This window comes from [Mycobacterium] stephanolepidis, assembly GCF_002356335.1.
Taxonomy (GTDB): Bacteria; Actinomycetota; Actinomycetes; order Mycobacteriales; family Mycobacteriaceae; genus Mycobacterium; species Mycobacterium stephanolepidis.
The window spans coordinates 1386256-1408085 of sequence record NZ_AP018165.1 but is presented as its reverse complement, the minus strand read 5'-3'; the positions used below and the strand labels follow the sequence as shown (position 1 = coordinate 1408085).

At 61.3% G+C, this 21830-nt stretch carries 19 protein-coding genes and 3 rRNA genes; 2 read left to right on the top strand and 20 right to left on the bottom strand.

Going from position 1 to position 21830, the window contains the following annotated elements; translation table 11 throughout:
* The 5 genes from MSTE_RS07075 to murA all read right to left on the bottom strand — a co-directional run bounded on the left by MSTE_RS07075 (position 1) and on the right by murA (position 7949).
* On the bottom strand, positions 1 to 870 hold the full coding sequence (locus MSTE_RS07075; protein ID WP_096500035.1) for a DUF4436 domain-containing protein: 870 nt from the start codon (positions 868 to 870) through the stop codon (positions 1 to 3).
* 91 nt (positions 871 to 961) lie between these two features.
* Positions 962 to 1078 (bottom strand): 5S ribosomal RNA (gene rrf / locus MSTE_RS07070).
* Positions 1079 to 1158: 80 nt separating this feature from the next.
* Positions 1159 to 4273 (bottom strand): 23S ribosomal RNA (locus MSTE_RS07065).
* Positions 4274 to 4570: 297 nt separating this feature from the next.
* Positions 4571 to 6086: ribosomal RNA gene (locus tag MSTE_RS07060) — 16S ribosomal RNA — on the bottom strand.
* The 16S, 23S and 5S rRNA genes sit together here, the layout of an rRNA operon.
* 609 nt (positions 6087 to 6695) lie before the next feature.
* Entirely contained in the window at positions 6696 to 7949 is a 1254-nt protein-coding gene (gene murA, locus MSTE_RS07055; protein ID WP_030094907.1) for a UDP-N-acetylglucosamine 1-carboxyvinyltransferase, read from the bottom strand.
* A gap of 33 nt (positions 7950 to 7982) precedes the next feature.
* Here murA and MSTE_RS07050 point away from each other — a divergent pair, with 33 nt between their 5' ends.
* On the top strand, positions 7983 to 8609 hold the full coding sequence (locus MSTE_RS07050) for a cob(I)yrinic acid a,c-diamide adenosyltransferase (RefSeq protein WP_096500033.1): 627 nt from the start codon (positions 7983 to 7985) through the stop codon (positions 8607 to 8609).
* On the opposite strand, the gene MSTE_RS07045 is transcribed toward MSTE_RS07050, so the two are convergent.
* The 15 genes from MSTE_RS07045 to rpmE all read right to left on the bottom strand — a co-directional run bounded on the left by MSTE_RS07045 (position 8606) and on the right by rpmE (position 21375).
* Positions 8606 to 9028, bottom strand: coding sequence for a DUF2550 domain-containing protein (locus tag MSTE_RS07045; RefSeq protein ID WP_096500031.1), 423 nt, complete (start codon positions 9026 to 9028; stop codon positions 8606 to 8608). The two genes, MSTE_RS07050 and MSTE_RS07045, sit on opposite strands and share 4 nt — an antisense overlap.
* 52 nt (positions 9029 to 9080) lie before the next feature.
* Positions 9081 to 9446, bottom strand: coding sequence for a F0F1 ATP synthase subunit epsilon (locus MSTE_RS07040; protein ID WP_096500029.1), 366 nt, complete (start codon positions 9444 to 9446; stop codon positions 9081 to 9083).
* Positions 9447 to 9479: 33 nt separating this feature from the next.
* Positions 9480 to 10910: a F0F1 ATP synthase subunit beta gene (gene atpD, locus MSTE_RS07035; RefSeq protein ID WP_096500027.1), complete on the bottom strand. Its 1431-nt coding sequence runs from the start codon at positions 10908 to 10910 to the stop codon at positions 9480 to 9482.
* 14 nt (positions 10911 to 10924) lie between these two features.
* The gene (locus MSTE_RS07030) at positions 10925 to 11857 is read right to left on the bottom strand and encodes a F0F1 ATP synthase subunit gamma (RefSeq protein WP_057965125.1); all 933 of its coding nucleotides are present in this window, start codon (positions 11855 to 11857) and stop codon (positions 10925 to 10927) included.
* Between the two features lie 6 nt (positions 11858 to 11863).
* Positions 11864 to 13510, bottom strand: coding sequence for a F0F1 ATP synthase subunit alpha (atpA, locus tag MSTE_RS07025; RefSeq protein ID WP_096500025.1), 1647 nt, complete (start codon positions 13508 to 13510; stop codon positions 11864 to 11866).
* Between the two features lie 46 nt (positions 13511 to 13556).
* Positions 13557 to 14903: a F0F1 ATP synthase subunit B/delta gene (locus tag MSTE_RS07020; RefSeq protein WP_096500023.1), complete on the bottom strand. Its 1347-nt coding sequence runs from the start codon at positions 14901 to 14903 to the stop codon at positions 13557 to 13559.
* Positions 14904 to 14909: 6 nt separating this feature from the next.
* A complete protein-coding gene (locus MSTE_RS07015) occupies positions 14910 to 15443 on the bottom strand; it encodes a F0F1 ATP synthase subunit B (RefSeq protein WP_030094899.1) in 534 nt (177 codons plus the stop codon).
* Positions 15444 to 15448: 5 nt separating this feature from the next.
* Positions 15449 to 15700, bottom strand: a complete 252-nt coding sequence (locus MSTE_RS07010; RefSeq protein ID WP_030094898.1) for a F0F1 ATP synthase subunit C — start codon at positions 15698 to 15700, stop codon at positions 15449 to 15451.
* Between the two features lie 62 nt (positions 15701 to 15762).
* Positions 15763 to 16521 (bottom strand): F0F1 ATP synthase subunit A, encoded by a 759-nt coding sequence (gene atpB / locus MSTE_RS07005; RefSeq protein WP_030094897.1) that lies wholly within the window; start codon positions 16519 to 16521, stop codon positions 15763 to 15765.
* 7 nt (positions 16522 to 16528) lie between these two features.
* Entirely contained in the window at positions 16529 to 16954 is a 426-nt protein-coding gene (locus MSTE_RS07000; protein ID WP_030094896.1) for an ATP synthase subunit I, read from the bottom strand.
* Between the two features lie 261 nt (positions 16955 to 17215).
* Complete coding sequence (locus tag MSTE_RS06995; protein ID WP_231897019.1) at positions 17216 to 18442, bottom strand: glycosyltransferase family 4 protein; 1227 nt, start codon at positions 18440 to 18442, stop codon at positions 17216 to 17218.
* Positions 18443 to 18457: 15 nt separating this feature from the next.
* Positions 18458 to 19129 carry an L-threonylcarbamoyladenylate synthase gene (locus tag MSTE_RS06990; RefSeq protein ID WP_096500019.1) on the bottom strand — a complete coding sequence of 224 codons (672 nt, stop codon included), beginning with the start codon at positions 19127 to 19129 and terminating at the stop codon, positions 18458 to 18460.
* A gap of 9 nt (positions 19130 to 19138) precedes the next feature.
* A complete protein-coding gene (gene prmC / locus MSTE_RS06985; protein ID WP_096505558.1) occupies positions 19139 to 19981 on the bottom strand; it encodes a peptide chain release factor N(5)-glutamine methyltransferase in 843 nt (280 codons plus the stop codon).
* A gap of 5 nt (positions 19982 to 19986) precedes the next feature.
* On the bottom strand, positions 19987 to 21057 hold the full coding sequence (prfA, locus tag MSTE_RS06980; protein WP_046252972.1) for a peptide chain release factor 1: 1071 nt from the start codon (positions 21055 to 21057) through the stop codon (positions 19987 to 19989).
* A gap of 93 nt (positions 21058 to 21150) precedes the next feature.
* On the bottom strand, positions 21151 to 21375 hold the full coding sequence (rpmE, locus tag MSTE_RS06975; protein WP_030094891.1) for a 50S ribosomal protein L31: 225 nt from the start codon (positions 21373 to 21375) through the stop codon (positions 21151 to 21153).
* A gap of 187 nt (positions 21376 to 21562) precedes the next feature.
* Between rpmE and MSTE_RS06970 the strand changes: the two genes are divergently transcribed.
* The gene (locus MSTE_RS06970; RefSeq protein ID WP_030094890.1) at positions 21563 to 21778 is read left to right on the top strand and encodes a hypothetical protein; all 216 of its coding nucleotides are present in this window, start codon (positions 21563 to 21565) and stop codon (positions 21776 to 21778) included.
* Positions 21779 to 21830: the final 52 nt, after the last annotated feature.

Genomic DNA, 21830 nt, shown 5'->3' with positions numbered 1-21830 from the left:
CTATTCGGACTGCTTCCACCACGCTTCGACATAGAGCACCATCGCCACGACGAGTGCGATGAGCACCCACAGCACCAATGCCTGATCTATCCATGCTCCCGGCGGTGGCGCCCCGGGCAGGATGTTCCGCAGGGGCACGATCGCGAACAACATCGTTCCGAACCACGTCGTCAACGGCGGGTGGAACTTCTTCCGCCCTCTGACCGTCTCAATCGCCACAATCAGCGCCATCGTCGGAAGCGTGATCAGCACAAGGCATATACCGACATCGAATGCCAACGTGCCACGAGCACGTACCAACGTGATCGTGGTCTGGTCACCCTTGCCTGCGGGAGCCTGCGACGTCTCCGTCGACACACGCCATCCGCCCAAGCTGCCGATCACTTCGATGCGCGCGGGCACGGCACGTCGCCCTTCCCCGTTGCCCACCATGACTTCAGCGCGCAGCTTCTCCGTGGAGTATTCATCGAAGGGCCACGACTGAGCATCGCCCGTTGCGACCAGAGTGTCGTCCGTAGCCGCGGGTAACGTGCCCCGCGGAAAATGCCGCTCGCCATAATCCAGCGATGACACCAACCGGACGGACATGTCCGCATTCAGCAGGCCGAAGGAATCAAGGTTCGTTTTGGCGGGCAGCACCACAATCTCAGAATCCAACCGGTTATTCACCGTCCGCAGATCCTGCAGATCGATGACCACCACAGTCTCGTTGTCCCGGGAAAGATCGAGATCCGCCGAAGCAGGACCGGAATGATGATCCAACATCCGGTAGATGACAAGAAATCCGACGTAGATGACCAGTACGAGGACGACCGCACCCACGGTGGCGGCAGTCGGCTTCAGCTTGAAGCGCCCCTTGAATGCCTGCACTAGATTCCCATCTCTACGCAACGCTGTTCAAAATCTAGCAGTCAGAATATGAAAATACCCCCCAGTTTCCTGGGGGGTATTTCCAATTTATGTTCGGCGGTGTCCTACTCTTCCGTTCCGTGTTAAGAACAGTACCATCGGCGCTGAGAGGCTTAGCTTCCGGGTTCGGGATGGGACCGGGCGTTTCCCTCTCGCTGTGGCCGCCGTAACTCTTTCGTGTGATTAACACACAAGTTATCTGGTGGTGGAGTGTGGTCGTCAAATGACGACGAATAGTGGTTGCGATTTATTAGTAAGTTTTCGGTCGATTAGTGCCAGTTCCCTGAACGTATTACTACGCTTACAGGTCTGGCCTATTGAACCCATAGTCTGTGGGTGACCTTATCCCTCTAAAAGGGTAAGAAACCTGGTCTTGGAATAGGTTTCCCGCTTAGATGCTTTCAGCGGTTATCCTGTCCGAACGTAGCTATCCAGCCGTGCTCCTGGTGGAACAACTGGTACACCAGAGGTTCGTCCGTCCCGGTCCTCTCGTACTAGGGACAGGTTTCCTCAAGTTTCTGACGCGCGCGGCGGATAGAGACCGAACTGTCTCACGACGTTCTAAACCCAGCTCGCGTGCCGCTTTAATGGGCGAACAGCCCAACCCTTGGGACCTGCTCCAGCCCCAGGATGCGACGAGCCGACATCGAGGTGCCAAACCATCCCGTCGATATGGACTCTTGGGGAAGATCAGCCTGTTATCCCCGGGGTACCTTTTATCCGTTGAGCGACATCCCTTCCACTCAGAGATGCCGGATCACTAGTCCCGACTTTCGTCCCTGCTCGACTTGTAAGTCTCGCAGTCAAGCTCCCTTGTGCACTTGCACTCAACACCTGATTGCCGTCCAGGTTGAGGGAACCTTTGGGCGCCTCCGTTACATTTTGGGAGGCAACCGCCCCAGTTAAACTACCCACCAGGCACTGTCCCTGGACCGGATATACGGTCCGAGGTTAGAGGTTCAATACGATCAGAGTGGTATTTCAACGATGACTCCACAAACACTGGCGTGCCTGCTTCACAGTCTCCCACCTATCCTACACAAACCGAACCAAACGCCAATACCAAGCTATAGTGAAGGTCCCGGGGTCTTTTCGTCCTGCCGCGCGTAACGAGCATCTTTACTCGTAGTGCAATTTCGCCGAGTCTATGGTTGAGACAGTTGAGAAGTCGTTACGCCATTCGTGCAGGTCGGAACTTACCCGACAAGGAATTTCGCTACCTTAGGATGGTTATAGTTACCACCGCCGTTTACTGGGGCTTAAATTCTCCGCTTCACCCAAGGGTTAACGGGTCCTCTTAACCTTCCAGCACCGGGCAGGCGTCAGTCCGTATACATCGTCTTGCGACTTCGCACGGACCTGTGTTTTTAGTAAACAGTCGCTTCTCACTGGTCTCTGCGACCTCGTTCAGCTCACGAAGCAAGTCCGGTCACCAAGCGAGGTCCCCCTTCTCCCGAAGTTACGGGGGTATTTTGCCGAGTTCCTTAACCATAGTTATCTCGTACGCCTTAGTATTCTCTACCTGACCACCTGTGTTGGTTTGGGGTACGGGCCGTGTGTGAACTCACTAGAGGCTTTTCTTGGCAGCATAGGATCACTGAATTCGCCTCAATCGGCTATGCGTCACCTCTCAGGCTTAATGACGTCCGGATTTACCTAGACGTCGCCCTACGGGCTTGCTCCGGTATAACCACTAACCGGTACAGCTACCTTCCTGCGTCACCCCATCGCTTGACTACTACCACCGAAGGTCCCACGCAGCGGGTTCACGTCGCACTCCGAAGAGATTGATCTAGAACCTTTTGGGTGGTTAGTACCGATGATTCATCATGGGCGCGCACACACGGGTACGGGAATATCAACCCGTTGTCCATCGACTACGCCTGTCGGCCTCGCCTTAGGTCCCGACTTACCCTGGGAGGACTAGCCTGGCCCAGGAACCCTTGGTCATTCGGCGGGCAAGTTTCTCACTTGCCTGTCGCTACTCATGCCTGCATTCTCACTCCCGCACCCTCCACTGCTGGATTACTCCGCAGCTTCGCTGGGTGCAGGACGCTCCCCTACCCATCCATGCCACTGCCCCGAAGGGAATGTATTGCATGAATGCCGCGGCTTCGGCGGTGTACTTGAGCCCCGCTACATTGTCGGCGCACAATCACTTGACCAGTGAGCTATTACGCACTCTTTCAAGGGTGGCTGCTTCTAAGCCAACCTCCTGGTTGTCTTTGCGACTGCACATCCTTTTCCACTTAGTACACGCTTAGGGGCCTTAGCCGGCGATCTGGGCTGTTTCCCTCTCGACGTACGGAGCTTCTCCCCCGCCGTCTCACTGCCGCGCTCTAACTTATTGGCATTCGGAGTTTGGCTGACGTCAGTAACCTAGTAGGGCCCATCGGCCATCCAGTAGCTCTACCTCCAATAAGAAACACGCGACGCTGCACCTAAATGCATTTCGGGGAGAACCAGCTATCACGGAGTTTGATTGGCCTTTCACCCCTACCCACAGCTCATCCCCTCAGTCTTCAACCTAAGTGGGTTCGGGCCTCCACGGCGTCTTACCGCCGCTTCACCCTGGCCATGGGTAGATCACTCCGCTTCGGGTCCAGAACACGCCACTATGGGCGCCCTATTCAGACTCGCTTTCGCTACGGCTACCCCTCACGGGTTAACCTCGCGACGTGTCCCTGACTCGCAGGCTCATTCTTCAAAAGGCACGCCATCACCCCACAAGGAGGCTCTGACGGATTGTAGGCACATGGTTTCAGGTACTATTTCACTCCCCTCCCGGGGTACTTTTCACCATTCCCTCACGGTACTAATCCGCTATCGGTCACTAGAGAGTATTTAGGCTTACCGGGTGGTCCCGGCAGATTCACAGCAGATTCCACGAGCCCGCTGCTACTCGGGATGAAGTACGAGACAGGTGTCGGATTTTCGCGTACCGGACTCTCACCGTCTGCGGCGGGCCGTCCCAGACCACTTCCGCTAATCACGACACTTTTTTACTGTCCGCCGGCCTGGTAGAACCGGCAAGTACAACTCCCACAACCCCGCACACACAACCCCTACCAGGTATCACATGCATGCGGTTTAGCCATCTTCCGCTTTCGCTCGCCACTACTCACGGAATCACGGTTGTTTTCTCTTCCTACGGGTACTGAGATGTTTCACTTCCCCGCGTTTCCTCCCAAAGCCTATATATTCAGCAGTGGGTAACACGACATCACTCGTGCTGGGTTTCCCCATTCGGACATCCTCGGATCAAAGCTCGGTTGGCAGCTCCCCGAGGCTTATCGCAGCCTCCTACGTCCTTCATCGGCTTCTAGTGCCAAGGCATTCACCATGCGCCCTTAAGAACTTAGCTAATAAATTGCAAAAACCAGCCTCACTCGTAAACGAGCGAGGCTATGTTTAGATGCTCGCAACCACTATCCATAAGTCAAAGACCACACCCCACCACCAAGCAGGGTGACAACACAATGTGTTGCCTCAGGACCCAACAGTGTGCCAGCGTTTCAATTCTTATGACAGTTCGACGTTTTGCCGACTACCTATCCACGGGGTGGACAGGATTTATAAAAAATATTCACCAAGCATGTATCCACTACAGATACTCGCTTTATGTTCCCAGTTCATTCGACTGAGAAATGGTGCTCCTTAGAAAGGAGGTGATCCAGCCGCACCTTCCGGTACGGCTACCTTGTTACGACTTCGTCCCAATCGCCGATCCCACCTTCGACAGCTCCCTCCAAAAGGTTAGGCCACTGGCTTCGGGTGTTACCGACTTTCATGACGTGACGGGCGGTGTGTACAAGGCCCGGGAACGTATTCACCGCAGCGTTGCTGATCTGCGATTACTAGCGACTCCGACTTCATGGGGTCGAGTTGCAGACCCCAATCCGAACTGAGACCAGCTTTAAGGGATTCGCTCCACCTTGCGGCTTCGCAGCCCTCTGTACTGGCCATTGTAGCATGTGTGAAGCCCTGGACATAAGGGGCATGATGACTTGACGTCATCCCCACCTTCCTCCGAGTTGACCCCGGCAGTCTCCTACGAGTCCCCGGCATTACCCGCTGGCAACATAGGACAAGGGTTGCGCTCGTTGCGGGACTTAACCCAACATCTCACGACACGAGCTGACGACAGCCATGCACCACCTGCACGCAGGCCACAAGGGAATACCTATCTCTAGATACGTCCTGCGCATGTCAAACCCAGGTAAGGTTCTTCGCGTTGCATCGAATTAATCCACATGCTCCGCCGCTTGTGCGGGCCCCCGTCAATTCCTTTGAGTTTTAGTCTTGCGACCGTACTCCCCAGGCGGGGTACTTAATGCGTTAGCTACGGCACGGATCCCAAGGAAGGAAACCCACACCTAGTACCCACCGTTTACGGCGTGGACTACCAGGGTATCTAATCCTGTTCGCTACCCACGCTTTCGCTCCTCAGCGTCAGTTACTGCCCAGAGACCCGCCTTCGCCACCGGTGTTCCTCCTGATATCTGCGCATTCCACCGCTACACCAGGAATTCCAGTCTCCCCTGCAGTACTCTAGTCTGCCCGTATCGCCCGCACGCCCACAGTTAAGCTGTGGGTTTTCACGAACAACGTGACAAACCACCTACGAGCTCTTTACGCCCAGTAATTCCGGACAACGCTCGGACCCTACGTATTACCGCGGCTGCTGGCACGTAGTTGGCCGGTCCTTCTTCTGTAGGTACCGTCACTTTCGCTTCGTCCCTACTGAAAGAGGTTTACAACCCGAAGGCCGTCATCCCTCACGCGGCGTCGCTGCATCAGGCTTGCGCCCATTGTGCAATATTCCCCACTGCTGCCTCCCGTAGGAGTCTGGGCCGTATCTCAGTCCCAGTGTGGCCGGTCACCCTCTCAGGCCGGCTACCCGTCGTCGCCTTGGTGGGCCATTACCCCACCAACAAGCTGATAGGCCGCGGGCTCATCCCACACCGCAAAAGCTTTGCACCACTCACCATGAAGTGTGTGGTCCTATCCGGTATTAGACCCAGTTTCCCAGGCTTATCCCAGAGTGCAGGGCAGATCACCCACGTGTTACTCACCCGTTCGCCACTCGAGTACCCCGAAGGGCCTTTCCGTTCGACTTGCATGTGTTAAGCACGCCGCCAGCGTTCGTCCTGAGCCAGGATCAAACTCTCCAAACAAAAATTGATCCCGACAAAACAACTGTCAAAAGAATTGTTATCGACATAAAATGTCTATATAAACACTGACACACTATTGAGTTCTCAAACAACACATTTTTATTTTTGCGGCTATGAATTCGGGAATTTCTTCCCTTATTCTCGCCTTCGCCCTTTCAGGCGACTCGGAAACCGTATCAAGTTCGGTGAACTTGAGTCAAATTCCCGGTTTTGGCTGGTCACCTGCGCACCATCCGATCGCCGACATTCTGGAATTTCTTCCTGAATTCCGACTTTCGCTCTTCCGAGCGACTTGGAAACCGTATCAAGTTCGGTGAACTTGAGTCAAATTCCCGGTTTTGGCTGGTCACTTGCGCACCATCCGATCGCCGAGATATCTGAATTTCTTCTTCTATTTCGGCTTTCGCCCTTTGTAAGCGGCCCGGGAACCGTATCAAGTTCGGTGAACTTGAGTCAAACTCCAGGTTTTGGCTGGTCAACTGCGCACCAACCTAAGACCGGAATTTCGGAATCGCTTCCTTGTCCCGGCCTCGCTCATTCAGGGCAACCCGACCACTGTACCAAGTCCAATGAACTTGAGTCAACTTCGGGTTCTGGGGGTGGTCAGCGCTAGCTGACCCGCTCGACTTCGGCACCCAGGCTCTGGAGATTCTCCACGAACAACGGGTAACCGCGGTCGATATGAAACACATCGTATACCTCGGTGACGCCATCCGCCACTAGACCCGCCAGCACCAGGCCCGCACCTGCCCGGATATCCGACGACCACACCGGAGCGCTGGACAGTTGGCGGATACCCCGGACCACAGCGTGGTGCCCATCCGTCCGGGCATCCGCTCCCAGCCGCATCATCTCCTCGACGAAGCGGAATCGGGCCTCGAAGACGTTCTCGGTGATCATGGAGGTGCCGTCCGCTATCGCGGCGAGCCCAATTGCCATGGGCTGCAAGTCAGTTGGGAATCCAGGGAATGGCAGGGTGGCCACGTTTATCGCTTTGGGACGCTCGTACTGAACTACACGAAATCCGTTGTCGTTCTGAGTAACTGTGGCGCCCGCATCATGCAGCTTATGCAGCACCAACTGCAGGTGCTCCGGATCCACTCCCGTCACCGTGACATCGCCGCGCGTCATCGCGGCAGCCAAACCCCAAGTGGCAGCGACGATTCGGTCTCCAATAACGCGATGCTCGGTGGGATGAAGCTTCGGAACACCGATCACCGTTAACGTCGACGTTCCGGCACCCTCTATCTGGGCACCCATCTGGACCAGCATGGTGCACAGGTCCACCACATCCGGTTCACGCGCGGCGTTGTGGATGGTAGTGACGCCATCGGCAAGCACCGCGGCCATCAGGATGTTCTCGGTTGCCCCGACGGAGGGGAACTCAAGCTGAATATCGGCTCCGTGCAATGCTTTTGCCTCGGCAACCACACACCCATGCTCGATGGTGCATTCCGCCCCGAGCTGACGCAGGCCCGCCTGATGCATGTCGAGCGGACGTGACCCGATGGCGTCTCCGCCCGGTAACGCCACCTTGGCACGCCGACAGCGGCCCACCAGGGGACCCAGGACACACACCGAGGCCCGGAACTGCCGCACCGCCGCGAAATCGGCCTCGTACTTGGGTTCGTCCGGGGAAGTGATCCTGACGACATCACCCTCTAGCTCCACCGTCGCGCCCAATCCCCGCAGCACATCCGCCATCAGCGGCACATCAAGGATGTCCGGACAGTTGGTGATGGTGCTGGTTCCCTCGGCAAGGAGAGCGGCGGCCATCAGCTTGAGCACGCTGTTCTTGGCGCCGGTTACTGCCACGTTGCCGGTAAGCCGGGCGCCGCCGGTCACCAAGAAATGCTCGCTCACGCCCGACAGCGTAGCCGGGTAACGTTTCGACACATGACCGATGAGGCCCCCGACCCGCAACGTGAGCGAGGATCATCGAGCGGCGTACATCTGACGCGCATCTATACCCGGACCGGAGATGACGGAACCACGGGTCTGAGCGACTTCTCACGTGTATCGAAAAGTGATCTGCGGCTCGCCGCATATGCCGACTGTGACGAGGCCAATGCCGCCATCGGGGTCGCGGTCGTGCTCGGGAACCCAGACCGATCGGTCGGTTCGGTATTACTGCAGATCCAGAACGACCTCTTTGACGCCGGCGCGGACCTGTCCACTCCCGTGGTACCCGATCCCGAGTATCCACCGCTGCGGATAACCCAGCCCTACATCGACCGTCTCGAGCGCTGGTGCGACGAGTACAACGCCGATCTGCCGAAACTGAATTCATTTGTGCTGCCGGGCGGTACCCCGCTATCCGGGTTGTTGCACGTAGCGCGGACCGTGGCACGTCGGGCAGAACGTGCGGCCTGGGCTGCCATCGACGCCTACCCCGACAGCACCAACGTGCTGACCGCCAAGTACCTCAACCGACTCTCGGATCTCTTGTTCATCCTGTCGCGGGTTGCCAACGACGGTAAGGACACTCTCTGGAAGCCCGGCGGGCCGGCGCAGCCCGCCTAACGCTCGCGGCTGCGGCGTTCCGCACGCGGTGAGGGCCGAGATTCGACCCAGGACATGAACGCGGTCAACGCACCGCGATCCAGTGCCATCTCGTAGGCGCGCACACCATCGCGCAGCTGCAGCACCACGATCTCGGCCGTCATGATGTCGTACTCATCACCGCGCGGGATCCGCCGATCGATGATCTCCAGGTCACGCCGCGAAAGCCGGCGATCGGGCCAGAGCCGCACACTGGAAAGCCGATAGAACTCGGCCTGAGATTCGCGATAGCGCATGACGCCGTGTCGCCAGCGCCCCTCCCCCATCTCCGGCACATCGCGCAGCAGCGCCGCGGTACCGCCGTGCCGCAACTTGAGCAGACGAAAGCTCAACGCAGCCACCGCCAAAGCAAGGACGGCGATGACCGATATCTCGATCATCGCCGTCACGCTCAAAGCGGTATTTCCTTAGTGGTCGGCCGTGTGGGTACTGCTAAACCGTCTGGCCAAGGGCACGCAGGCGCGCGCGTCCCTGCGCCGCGACCCGTGGATCCTCAGAACCGGAATCGGTCTTGGCCTTGGCCGCGTCGATATCCGCACGAGCCTGTGCGGACTCGACCAGGATGCTCACCTTGGTATCGGTGATCGACAGGAATCCCCCGTCGATCGCCCACCAGAGATCGTCACCGCTCTCGCGCTCGATCTTCACCGCCGCATCGTCCACCAGCTGCGCCACCAACGGAATGTGGTGCGGCAGGATGCCGATTTCGCCGGAGGTCGTGCGGGTGAAGACGAATGTGGCCTTACCCGACCAGATCTCACGCTCGACGGCGACAATCTCGACGTCAATCTCGGACATTCAATGCACCTCCTTCAAATGGCTAGCGACGAATTACAGCTTGGCGCCGAGGCTTTCGGCCTTCTTCGCCAAGTCGTCCAGGCCACCGATGAGGAAGAACGCCTGCTCGGGCAGGTGGTCGAACTCGCCCTTGGTGAGCTTGTCGAACGCCTCGATGGTCTCCTTGAGCGGCACGGTCGAGCCGGGCTGACCGGTGAACTGCTCGGCGGCCATCATGTTCTGGCTCAGGAAGCGCTCGATACGACGGGCGCGGCCGACCAGCTGCTTGTCCTCTTCCGACAGTTCGTCGATACCGAGGATGGCGATGATGTCCTGCAGGTCCTGGTAGCGCTGCAGAATCCGGATGACTTCCTGCGCGACGCGGTAGTGCTCGTCACCCACGACGGACGGCAGCAGAATCGTCGACGACGAAGCCAACGGGTCCACGGCCGGGAAGATGCCCTTGGAGAACACCGCGCGAGAAAGCTCGGTGGTGGCATCCAGGTGCGCGAACGTGGTCGCCGGCGCCGGGTCGGTGTAGTCATCGGCGGGCACGTACACGGCCTGCATCGAGGTGATGGACCGGCCACGGGTAGAGGTGATGCGCTCCTGCAGCTCACCCATCTCGTCGGCCAGCGTCGGCTGGTAACCCACGGCCGAAGGCATACGACCCAGCAGGGTCGACACCTCGGAACCGGCCTGGGTGAACCGGAAGATGTTGTCGATGAACAGCAGCACGTCCTGGCCCTGCTCGTCGCGGAAGTACTCGGCCATGGTCAGCGCCGAGAGGGCGACGCGCATACGCGTGCCGGGCGGCTCGTCCATCTGACCGAACACCAACGCGGTGTCCTTGAGGACGTTGGCGTCGGCAAGCTCGACCCACAGGTCGTTGCCCTCACGGGTGCGCTCACCCACGCCGGCGAACACCGAGGTACCACCGAAGTTGCGGGCGATGCGGTTGATCATTTCCTGGATCAGAACGGTCTTACCGACACCGGCACCACCGAACAGAGCGATCTTGCCACCACGCACGTACGGGGTCAGCAGGTCGACGACCTTGAGGCCGGTCTCCAGCATCTCGGTACGCGGCTCGAGCTGATCGAAGGCCGGGGGCTTGCGGTGGATGGACCACTTCTCGAAGTCGCTGCCGTAGCCCGGCTCGTCGAGGCAGTTGCCCAGGGCGTTGAAGACGTGCCCCTTGACGCCGTCGCCGACCGGCACCGCGATGGTGTTACCGGTGTTGGTGACATCCACGCCGCGCACCAGACCATCGGTCGGCTGCATGGACACGGTGCGAACCAGGTTGTCGCCCAGGTGCTGTGCCACCTCGAGGGTCAGCGTCTTGGCCATCGCCTCGTAGGTGATCTCGGCGTTGAGGGCAGAGAAGAGCGGCGGCACGGCGTCGCGCGGGAACTCCACGTCAACAACCGGGCCGGTAACGCGAACCACTCGCCCTACGGTCTTGTTAGCAGTTGGTGCGGTCATGTACTCGTCTCTTCCTAATGTTCGCTTGCGGCGGCCGAGGCAAGCGCGTCCACGCCGCCAACGATTTCACTGATTTCCTGGGTGATCTGGGCCTGGCGAGCGCGGTTGGCTTCCAGGGTGAGTCCCTTGATGAGCTCATCGGCGTTGTCCGTGGCGGCCTTCATGGCACGCCGGCGGGATGCCGACTCCGAGGCTGCCGCCTCCAGCAGCGCCGCGTACACCCGGGTGGCCAGGTAACGAGGCAGCAGCGACGCGAAAAGCGTGGTGGCGTCAGGCTCGAACGAATACTGGGTGGTCGGACCGGTGGCCTCGCCGACGTACTCGATCTCCATCGGCGCGATCCGCTTGGCCACGGCCGACTGGGTCAGCATCGACTTGAACTCGGTGTAGACGATATGGAGCTCGTCCACACCCAGAATTCCGTCCGCGCCCGGATCGTCGCCGTCGTCATCGGCACCCGACAGGAACGCGTCCACCAGCACGCCCGCAATCTGCTGAGCATGTGCGTACTCGGGTCGCTCGGAGAACCCCGTCCAAGACTCGGTGACCGTGCGGCCCCGGAACTTGTAGAAGTTCAATGCCTTACGGCCGATCACGTAGATCACCGGAGTCTTGCCCTGCTCGCGCAGCAGCGCGAAGAGCTCCTCGGCGACGCGGAGCACGTTGGCGTTGTAGCCACCGCAGAGCCCGCGGTCCGATGACACGATCAGCACGCCGGCTCGCTTGGGCTCGGCCCGCTCCACCAACAGCGGGTGATCCAGCGCCGCGTCATCGGCGAGCGCGGTGAGCACGTTGGTGATCTCGGTCGCGTACGGCCGGGCAGCCACCACGCGAGCCTGCGCCTTGGAGATGCGCGATGTCGCGATCAGCTCTTGCGCCTTGGTGATCTTCTTGATCGACCCGGCGGATTTGATCCGCCGGCGCAATTCTCGGATTTGTGCAGCCATGGCTGATTACTTCTTGGGAGCCGGCTTGCGGACCTGGACGGTCTCCTGACCGACCTCGGACGCGTCGAGCGCCTCGGCCGCTGCGTCCTTGACCTCTACCGAGCTGCCGTCGGTAGCGGCGAAGCTCTTCTTGAAGTCATTCACGGCGTTGGTCAGCTTGGTCTCGGTGTCCTCGGAGAACTTCTTGGTCTCCTTGATGTCGGCCAGGATGTCGGCGTGTGAACCGCGCACGTGGTCGAGGAACTCCTGCTCGAAGCGGATCACGTCGCCGACCGGCACCGAGTCGAGGTGTCCGCCGGTGCCCAGGTAGATCGCGACAACCTGCTCCTCGACCGGGTACGGCGAGTTCTGCGGCTGCTTGAGCAGCTCGACCAGGCGGGCGCCACGCTCCAGCTGGGCCTTCGAGGTGGCGTCCAGATCAGAGGCGAACGCAGCGAAGGCCTCCAGCTCGCGGTACTGCGAGAGCTCCAGACGCAGCGAGCCTGCCACCTCCTTCATGGCCTTGATCTGTGCGGCACCACCCACGCGGGAAACCGACACACCGACGTTGATGGCCGGACGCACACCCTGGTTGAACAGGTCGGTCTGCAGGAAGCACTGTCCGTCGGTGATCGAGATGACGTTGGTGGGGATGTAGGCCGAGATGTCGTTGGCCTTGGTCTCGATGATCGGCAGACCCGTCAGCGAACCGGCACCGAGCTCGTTGGAGAGCTTCGCGCAACGCTCCAGCAGACGCGAGTGCAGGTAGAACACGTCACCCGGGTACGCCTCGCGGCCCGGCGGACGACGCAGCAGCAGCGAGATGGCACGGTAGGCCTCAGCCTGCTTGGTCAGGTCGTCGAACACGATGAGGACGTGCTTGCCCTGGTACATCCAGTGCTGGCCGAGAGCCGAACCGGTGTACGGCGCAAGCCACTTGAAGCCAGCGGCATCGGAAGCCGGGGCGGCGATGATGGTGGTGTACTCCAGCGCGCCGGCCTCGTCCAGGGTGCGACGCACCGCGGCGACGGTCGAGCCCTTCTGACCGACGGCGACGTAGATGCAGCGCACCTGCTGCTCCGGGTCACCGGTCTCCCAGGCTTGCTTCTGGTTCAGGATGGTGTCGACGCAGACGGCCGTCTTACCGGTCTTGCGGTCGCCGATGATCAGCTGGCGCTGGCCGCGACCGATCGGGGTCTGCGAGTCGATGGCCTTGATGCCTGTCTGCAACGGCTCCGAAACACTTTGACGCTCGACGACACTGGCGGCCTGCAGCTCCAGGGCGCGGTTGGTCTCGGCCTCGATGTCGCCGCGGCCGTCAATCGGCTGACCCAGCGGGTTGATGACGCGACCCAGGAAGGCGTCGCCCACCGGTACCGACAGCACCTCGCCGGTGCGCTTGACCTGCTGGCCCTCTTCGATGCCGTGGAAGTCACCGAGGATAACGGTGCCGACGCTGCGCTCGTCGAGGTTCAGGGCCACACCCAACACTCCGCCGGGGAACTCGAGGAGTTCCTGGGTCATGACCGAGGGCAGGCCCTCGACGTGGGCGATGCCGTCACCGGTGTCGGAGACGATGCCGATTTCTTCACGGGTGGGGTCGGCAGAGAACGTCGCGACGTACTGCTCGATCGCGCCGGAGATATCCGCCGAGGAGATCGTCAACTCTGTCATGGCTTTTCGTCTTCCTGCTCGTCTATCGGGTAGGTCTAAATAGTGGTCAGTTGGGCAGATGGAGTGCGGCGGCCGAGAGTCGGCTGGACAGACTGCCGTCGATCTCCTCGTCACCGATGTTGACGACGAGCCCGCCCAGCAGCTCGGGATCCACATCCAGTTGCACCGCTATGGTGCGGCCGTAAATCTGCCCGAGCACCTGGGCAAGCCGTGTGCTCTGTGCATCGCTGATCGGGGCCGCCGACTTCACGTGTGCCACCGACTCGTTGCGCCGGGCAACCGCAAGTTCGGCTACCTCGAGCACGGCGACATCGGCGCGCTTGCCGCGCAGCAGACGCACGGTCTGCGCGAGCAGGCTCGTCACGATCAGGTTGGACCGGCCGGCCAGCACGTTCTTCAGCAATGCCACACGATCGGCGGCAGGCGAGGTGGTGTTACCCAGCAGCGTGCTCAGCTGCGGCTCGCTGTCGAGGATGCGACTGACGCGGAACAACTGGTCCTCGACGTCGTCGATCTGACCATCGCGTTCGGCCCGCTCCAGCAACGCGAGACGGGCGATGTGTTCGATCGCGGTGATCAGGTCGTTGGAGGCGGACCAGCGGGCGGTCACGGCCGCACGCACAACCTCGAGTGCCGGTCGTCCGATCTTGGACCCGAACACCGAGTCGACCAGGGCGACCTTGGCGGCCTGCTCACTGGCATCGACCGGCTCGGACAGGTGCTTGCGTAGCACCAATTCCTTGACGAGGAGCTCGGCAACCGCGGTCAGATCATCGGCGAGCGCGTTGAGCGTCAGGCTGTCGAGGGAGACCGCATTGGCCTGGAAGGCCTTCACCTGCTCGGCGAGCGATTCGCGGCTGGCGGCGTGCAGCCCAGCACCACCGACGGCCAATGGCCGACGTTCGGTATTGATGCTGCCGGCCATCTGCGACAGCTCCTCCAGGAACCGGTCGACGGTGGCGGACTGAGCCGCGGGGTCGCTCACGTGTGAACGAACCAGATCGCCCGCGCGGTTCACGGATTCGGCACCGAGGTCACCACGGAGCTGACGGATCAGCTGCTGGCGCTGAAGCAGGATCTGCTCCTGCCCATGCACCTTGATCCGCTCGACCTCAGCATCGGCCTGCTCGCGCAGCTGCTTCGAGATCTGCACGGCATCGGCCTTGGCTTCCTCCGCGATGTGGGCGGCATCGGCCTTGGCATCCTCGATGGCCTTGGCATGTGCACCCTCGGCCTCGACCAGCTTGTCCGCCGCAGTCTTGCTATCAGCGAGCTGCTGACGCACCGCGTCCTGCTGCTTGGCCATCAACGTGCGTACCGGCGGCACCACGAACTTGACCACCAGGAACACGATGACAGCGAAACCGATGAGCTGTCCGATAAATGTCGACATCTTTGTTTAGCCTCGCCCTGCGTTCGCTGGTTCCGAAAGGCTCACGCCGAGAACGCGTTCGGCGAGCGTCCGGGACAGGCTCTCGACGCTTGCCGACAGCTCTCCGGAAGTTGCCTCGCCCTGACGAGCCAACTCTTCGGCGGCCTTCGCATTCACGGCGGTCGCTTCGGTGTTGGCCCGCTGACGCATGTCCTCGAGAATTCCGCGTCCCTCGGCTCTGGCCTCGTCACGCACCGCGGTTGCCGCACCGCGCGCCTTGGCCAGCTCGTCCTTGTAGTCAGCCTCGGCGGCGGTGAATTGCTCAGCGGCGTTCCGGTTGTCCTCGGCCGTCTTGGCGACCGTGTCCTCGCGTGCCTTGAGCACCTTTTGGATCGGCGGCACCACGAAGGTTCCGATGACCGCCAGGACGATCAGGAAGATCGCCAGGACGACAAAGAAGGTGCCGTTGGGGATGAGGAAGTTGTTCTGCTTCCCACCCTCTTCGGCGGCTTCCGCCGCGACTGCCATGACGGCAGAAGCGACACTGTGCAATTCACCCATGCCGATTAGCTGGCGCCGGGAGTCGCGAAGACGAACAGCGCCATGAACGCCAGGTTGATGAAGTACGCAGCCTCAACCAGACCGACGGTGATGAAGAACGGGGTGAACAGCCGGCTCTGAGCCTCGGGCTGACGGGCGACACCCGAGATCAGGGCGTTACCGGCGATGCCGTCACCGATACCGGCACCGATCGCGCCGCCGGCCATGATCAACCCACCGCCGATGAGGGCACCAGCAACAATTGTGGGGTCCGCCATTTTCTTCCTCCTTATTAAGTGGTAGCTGTGCTACCAGGGTCTATACAGGTTGGTCTATGTAGTTAGTGGTGCTCGTCGTCCAGTTCCATCGACTGGCTGAAGTACAGGACAGTCAGCAGCGCGAAGATGAACGCCTGGATCAGGCCGACGAACAGGTCGAACGATTTCCAGATGGCGTTGGGCGCCCACATGATCCACGCCGGGAACATCGCGATCAGCGCAACCATGATGCCGCCGGCGAACATGTTGCCGAAGAGTCGCAGCGACAGTGAGATCGGCTTGGCGAGTTCCTCGATCGGGTTGATGAACGCGGTGACCCAGGTGTGACCCTTGAGCAACTTGATCGGGTGGCCGATGAGGCCGCGGCGTGCAAACCCCGCGATGTGGTAGCAGACGAAGACGAACAGCGCCAACGCCAGCACGTAGTTGATGTCCGAGGCCGGCGGGGCCAGCAGTTCGGCCGTCTTACCGTTCTCGTCCGTGTACTGCACGGGCAGCACCGAGATCCAGTTGGACACGAGGATGAAGACGAAGATCGTCACCGCCAGCGGCAGCACGAACGGCGCGATCCTCATGCCGATGGCCGACTCGACCTGATTGCGGAACTGGACGGTCACCGCCTCGAAGAACAGCTGCACCCCGTTGGGTACACCGGTCGAGGTGACCTTGGCCCGCAGGAACAGTGCCAGCGCGATCACCACGACCGCCGCCAACGAGGTGGCGACGATGGTGTCCACGTTGACCTCACCGAGAAAGCCCCAGTGCGCGTGCTTGTGGTGGCCAACTTCGATGGCGGCTTCTGCCTGGAATGTCGTAATCATGCTGGGCTTATACCTCCGCCTGCGGCTGATTCACTGAACGGATCCCTTTCCACACCGGCACAGCGGTGGTCAACACCAGCAGCACCTGGAACAACGCGACTCCGAAGAACACCCCAAGACCTGCGGGGCGGAATACGAAGGCGATCACCAGGGCGAGGACGGTGATGATCATCAACCGCGCTGCGGAATTGATGGCCATCTTTTGCTTGCTTGGATTGTCTTGCGCAGTAATGACTTCCGCAGACTGGCGAACGAGGAGAGCGTTCACCAGTCCGAGACCAAGCCCAGTAACGAAGAAAATGCCGAACTGCCAATGCCCCAGCAGGGCGGAGGCCAGCAGAGCCAGGGCACCGAGCACGCCACACAGAACCGCCAGACGCAACGGGCGAAACGCCAATGCCGGAAGGACCAGCGGGGCGTCGGGCGTTGTCACCTGGGGTGTCACCTCACATCTTTGTCGGGGTGGCGGAACAAAAACTGCATTCGTCGGTTCCAGACCTTATCGGAGGTCTGCGGGCTCGCTGAACTCACCTCAAAGGGCAGCTCCCTGTCGGTCAGTTGATCGGTCCGGCGAAGCCCTGGATTGTCTGGACAGACTCTCCAAAAATTCCACCGATCCGGCGTGGCCGGCACCCGTGAGTTTTCGGGTATGGCAGAACCGTATCACATGGTAGAGGGGGTTAATGCACCCCTACTACTTTTCGTCGTACACGACTCGTTCGACCGGAACCGTCGTCGAACTCCCGTCCAATTGAGCACCCGACAGCTGATCGGGTTCTTCGCCGCGCAGCAAGGGAACGACCGTCGCCACGATGGCGATACCGACGGCGCCCAACACCACCGCACCGGCATACCGAGGCTCGAAGAAGATGGTGCTGGCGGCACCGAACGCGATGATGGCCACCCACAGATAGATGATCAGCACCGCCTTGCGATGGGAATGCCCGATCTGCAACAGCCGGTGATGCAGATGCATCTTGTCCGGGCTGAAGGGGCTGCGACCCGCGCGGGTGCGCCGGATGATCGCCAACAGCGCATCCAGGGCGGGCACCAGCATCACCGCGATCACCAGCAGGAACGGCGACAGCAAGACGAACATGTCTTTGGCCCCGTACGAGCTCTGCGAGATGGGGCCCGCAGCCGTGGTCGATGCCGCCGCCAGCATGAGGCCGATCAGCATCGACCCCGAGTCCCCCATGAAGATGCGGGCCCGGTGGAAGTTGTGTGGCAGGAATCCGAGGCACGCCCCGGCCAGCACCACCGAGATGACCGCGGGCGGGTAGTACAGGACGTCACCGCCGTGGCTGCGCAGCAGCCCGATCGAGAAGATGCAGATGGCGGCCGCGGTGATGAGTCCCAGGCCTGCGGCCAGGCCATCGAGGCCGTCCACGAAGTTCATGGCGTTGACGATCGACACCGTCAAGGCGAGCGTCACCAGGATGGACGACATCTGGTCCAGCACGATCGTTCCCACCCCGCCGAACGGGATGTAGATCATGCTCCAGGCCACCCCCATGGTGACCAGCACGCTGGCGGCCGTGACTTGGCCCGCAAATTTGGTAAGCGCGTCCAGACCCCACTTATCGTCGATGAGACCGACGACCATGATGATGCCTCCCGCGACGACCACGGCGGGCATTCCGGAGGAGTAGACGAATCCCCTTGTCAGGGCGGGCAGTTGCGAGGCCAGGAAGATCGCGGCACAAACACCGAGATACATCCCGAGGCCGCCCATCCGGGGAGTCGGCTGCAGGTGCACGTCGCGTTCACGCGGGTAAGCCACCGCTCCCACCCGGGTTGCGAACATCCGCACACCACCGGTGCAGAAGAAGGTCGTGATGGCCGCGGTCAGCCCGACTAGGGCAAGCTCACGCAGAGGGACACCCGCGCCGCGATCGGCAAGGGCCAGCAGCTCACTCACGCATCCGACCGTACTTCAAGATTCTGTGGGTTCCGCCGACTCGCCGGGACCGACGTCGCCGCCAATCACATCGACGATCTGTTCCCGGGTGATCGGTCCCTCCCGCACCACCAGCGGCACCGGCCCGGTGAGATCGACGATGGTCGACGCCGCCCCCAATTCCGCGGTACCACCGTCCAGGTACACGGCAACCTTGTCTCCCAATTGTTCGCGTGCTTCGCCGGCGGTGAGTGCCGCCGGCTGCCCGGAAACATTGGCACTGGAGACCGCCATCGGCCCGACAGCGCGCAATAGATCGATGGCCACCGGGTGCAGCGGCATCCGCAGCATGACGCTTCCCTGAGCGTCCCCGAGATCCCAGGACAGCGACGGCGCGTGTTTCACGATGATGCTCAGCGGTCCCGGCCAGAACGCCTCGATGAGCTCACGGGCCGCCGGCGGAACCGCGAAGACGAGCCCGTCGATGGTGTGCCAGGACCCGACAAGCACGCCGACGGGCATATCCCGACCCCGCCCCTTGGCGGCCAACAGCGCCGAAACTGCATTGGAATCGAATGCGTCACAACCTAATCCGTAGACGGTGTCGGTGGGCATCACCACCAATTCACCAGCCTTGAGCGCACTCACCGCCGCGTCGACCCCCTCCTGGCGGGTCGCAGCGTCCTGGCATTCGTAGACGGCGGTCACGAGGCCAGTCTATGACGTCGGAGATTTCCGGCGAGCGGTGACAAATCTCGGCCGGCCCGCCAGGTCGTGTCGCTGTACAACCTCATCGAACAGACCACTGGCCGTGAACAACTCGCGTGTTCCGCCGCCGTTGGTGTCGTCATGCTCAACACCGATGTGGCCTCCGGGGGCCAGGAGCCGGCCGGCGGCGGTCACGATCGGCGCGATGACGGTAAGCCCGTCGAACCCCGCAAAAAGCGCCAACGGCGGATCATGCTGCGCCACTTCCGGCTCCAATTCAGCATCTTCGGGGATATAGGGCGGGTTGGCGACGATCAGATCGACCGTCCCATCTAGTTCCCTCAACAGCGCGGGCGAGGTCACATCGGCCTGGATCACCTCGATCGGAGTTCCGGCGGTGTTACGCCGCGTGTAGGCCAGTGCCTGTTCGTCAAGCTCGATCGCGAGGATGCGTGCGGCGGGTTGGTCATGCGACAAGGCGATCGCGAGTGCCGCGGACCCGGCACACAGCTCGACAACTGTGGCATGTGGTGTCAATTTCTCTGTTGCCCAGGCATACAGAGATTCCGTCTCCGGGCGAGGGATGAACACGCCCGGTCCCACCGACACCTCGACCGGGCCAAATGCGGCGTTTCCGGTCAAGTGCTGCAAGGGAATCCGCTGCACTCGTGCCGCCACCAGGTCGCGGTAACTCTCGAGAAAACCGGGGGTGGCCTCGGCGAAGCGCAATCGCGTTCGCGAGACGCCGAGCAGATGTGCGGCGAGCTCTTCGGCATCTACCTGCGGACTGGAAACTCCTGCCCCTGAGAGCGATTCGACCGCCTCGGCGATCAGCTGACGCAACGCGCTCATCTCGCTCACGCCTCCTGCAGGCGTGCCTTCCGATCGGCCACTGCCAACGCATCGAACAGTGCATCGAGGTCACCGTCGAGCACCTGGTCGAGATTGTGCGCCTTGAACCCCACGCGGTGATCGGTGATGCGGTTCTCCGGGAAGTTGTAGGTGCGGATGCGCTCGCTGCGGTCCACCGTGCGGATCTGGCTGGCCCGGCCGGCTGAGGCGTCGGCCTGCGCCTGTTCCTCGGCGAGCGCCTGCAGCCGTGCCGCCAGCACCTGCATGGCCCGGGCCTTATTCTGCAACTGAGAGCGCTCGTTTTGGCAGGTGACCACGATCCCGGTCGGCAGGTGCGTGATGCGGACCGCAGAGTCGGTGGTGTTGACGCCCTGGCCGCCCTTGCCCGAGGAGCGATAGACGTCGATCCGTAGGTCCGACTCGTCGATCTGGATTTCCTCTACCTCTTCCGGCTCCGGATAGACCAGCACTCCGGCTGCCGAGGTATGCACGCGCCCTTGGGATTCGGTGACGGGCACACGCTGGACGCGGTGCACACCACCTTCGAACTTGAGCCGCGACCAGACGCCGTCTGCGGTATCCCCCTTGCTGGCGATGGCCAAGGTGGCGTCTTTGTATCCGCCGAGGTCGGATTCGGTCTCGTCGAGAACGGTGACCTTCCAGCCATGCCGCTCGGCGTACCGGATGTACATCCGGGCCAGGTCGGCAGCGAACAGCGCCGACTCCTCGCCTCCCTCACCAGATTTCACTTCCAGGAGGATGTCGTCACCGTCATGAGGGTCACGGGGCGCGAGCATGTCCGAGAGCTGCGTCTCCAGCTCGGCGATCGACGATTCCAGCTCGGTCACCTCGTCGGCGAACGAGGGATCGTCCGCCGACAGTTCACGGGCGGTGGCCAGATCATCGCGGGCCGAGACCAGCTTGCGGTGGGTGGCGACGATCGGCGAGAGCATCGCGAACCGGCGTCCGGCCTTGCGCGCCGCGCCAGGATCCGCGTGCAGCGCTGGGTCGGCCAGTTGCTTCTCCAGTTCGGCGTGCTCGGCCAGCATTGCGTCGATCAGCGGCGTCTCGCTCATGCGCCCTCCTCCCAATGTTCATACCCGCAGTTGGTCATACAAAAAACCGACGCCCGGACTGCACAAAGGCAAATCCGGGCGTCGGCAAGAAAGCTATTTGTCGGCTGCGGCCTTGCGCTTGCCGTACCGGGCCTCGAACCGGGCGACGCGACCGCCGCTGTCCAGGATCTTCTGCTTACCGGTGTAGAAGGGGTGGCACTGCGAGCAAACCTCGACCACGATGTGGCCGCTGTCCTTGGTGCTGCGGGTGGTGAAGGTGTTACCGCAGCCGCAGACCACGTTGGTCTCGACGTAGGTGGGGTGGATACCCGATTTCATTGCTTTTCCTCTGCGTGTTGTGGTCGCCGGGTCGCTTGTGGGCGTGAACCGGAACCCTTCAAAAGGCTGAGAGGCCATTATGCCAGCTCAGTTACGTAGAACCTAAACGGCGCCGACCTGCGCACTATTCCCGATTTCTGAACCCGGCGTACGTTGGGGAAGGAAAGCCGATTCGGGAAGGAAACGCATGAACATCAAGAGATTGATCGTCACAAGCGCATCCGCGGCAGCGATGGGTTTAGCCGCATTCGCGGGCGCACCGGGGCTGGCCTACGCCGACCCCATCACGCCCCCGGCACCGCCACCCATCCCCCAGGCCCCGCCGATTCCGCAGGGAACCGGTGTACCGCCCGTTCCTCAGGCGCCGCCGATTCCGCAGATTCCGTCCATTCCGCAACCCTGATACCCGCCCGACCTCGGGCATGTAACGGGCATTGACATCCTGTCGATATCCA

Excerpts from the sequence above, each read along its gene's own strand:
- MSTE_RS07050 (WP_096500033.1), top strand. The coding sequence starts at position 7,983 with ATGACCGATGAGGCCCCCGACCCGCAACGTGAGCGAGGATCATCGAGC.
- MSTE_RS07045 (WP_096500031.1), bottom strand. The coding sequence starts at position 9,028 with ATGATCGAGATATCGGTCATCGCCGTCCTTGCTTTGGCGGTGGCTGCG.
- MSTE_RS07040 (WP_096500029.1), bottom strand. The coding sequence starts at position 9,446 with ATGTCCGAGATTGACGTCGAGATTGTCGCCGTCGAGCGTGAGATCTGG.
- atpD (WP_096500027.1), bottom strand. The coding sequence starts at position 10,910 with ATGACCGCACCAACTGCTAACAAGACCGTAGGGCGAGTGGTTCGCGTT.
- MSTE_RS07030 (WP_057965125.1), bottom strand. The coding sequence starts at position 11,857 with ATGGCTGCACAAATCCGAGAATTGCGCCGGCGGATCAAATCCGCCGGG.
- atpA (WP_096500025.1), bottom strand. The coding sequence starts at position 13,510 with ATGACAGAGTTGACGATCTCCTCGGCGGATATCTCCGGCGCGATCGAG.
- MSTE_RS07020 (WP_096500023.1), bottom strand. The coding sequence starts at position 14,903 with ATGTCGACATTTATCGGACAGCTCATCGGTTTCGCTGTCATCGTGTTC.
- MSTE_RS07015 (WP_030094899.1), bottom strand. The coding sequence starts at position 15,443 with ATGGGTGAATTGCACAGTGTCGCTTCTGCCGTCATGGCAGTCGCGGCG.
- MSTE_RS07010 (WP_030094898.1), bottom strand. The coding sequence starts at position 15,700 with ATGGCGGACCCCACAATTGTTGCTGGTGCCCTCATCGGCGGTGGGTTG.
- atpB (WP_030094897.1), bottom strand. The coding sequence starts at position 16,521 with ATGATTACGACATTCCAGGCAGAAGCCGCCATCGAAGTTGGCCACCAC.
- prmC (WP_096505558.1), bottom strand. The coding sequence starts at position 19,981 with ATGAGCGCGTTGCGTCAGCTGATCGCCGAGGCGGTCGAATCGCTCTCA.
- prfA (WP_046252972.1), bottom strand. The coding sequence starts at position 21,057 with ATGAGCGAGACGCCGCTGATCGACGCAATGCTGGCCGAGCACGCCGAA.
- rpmE (WP_030094891.1), bottom strand. The coding sequence starts at position 21,375 with ATGAAATCGGGTATCCACCCCACCTACGTCGAGACCAACGTGGTCTGC.
- MSTE_RS06970 (WP_030094890.1), top strand. The coding sequence starts at position 21,563 with ATGAACATCAAGAGATTGATCGTCACAAGCGCATCCGCGGCAGCGATG.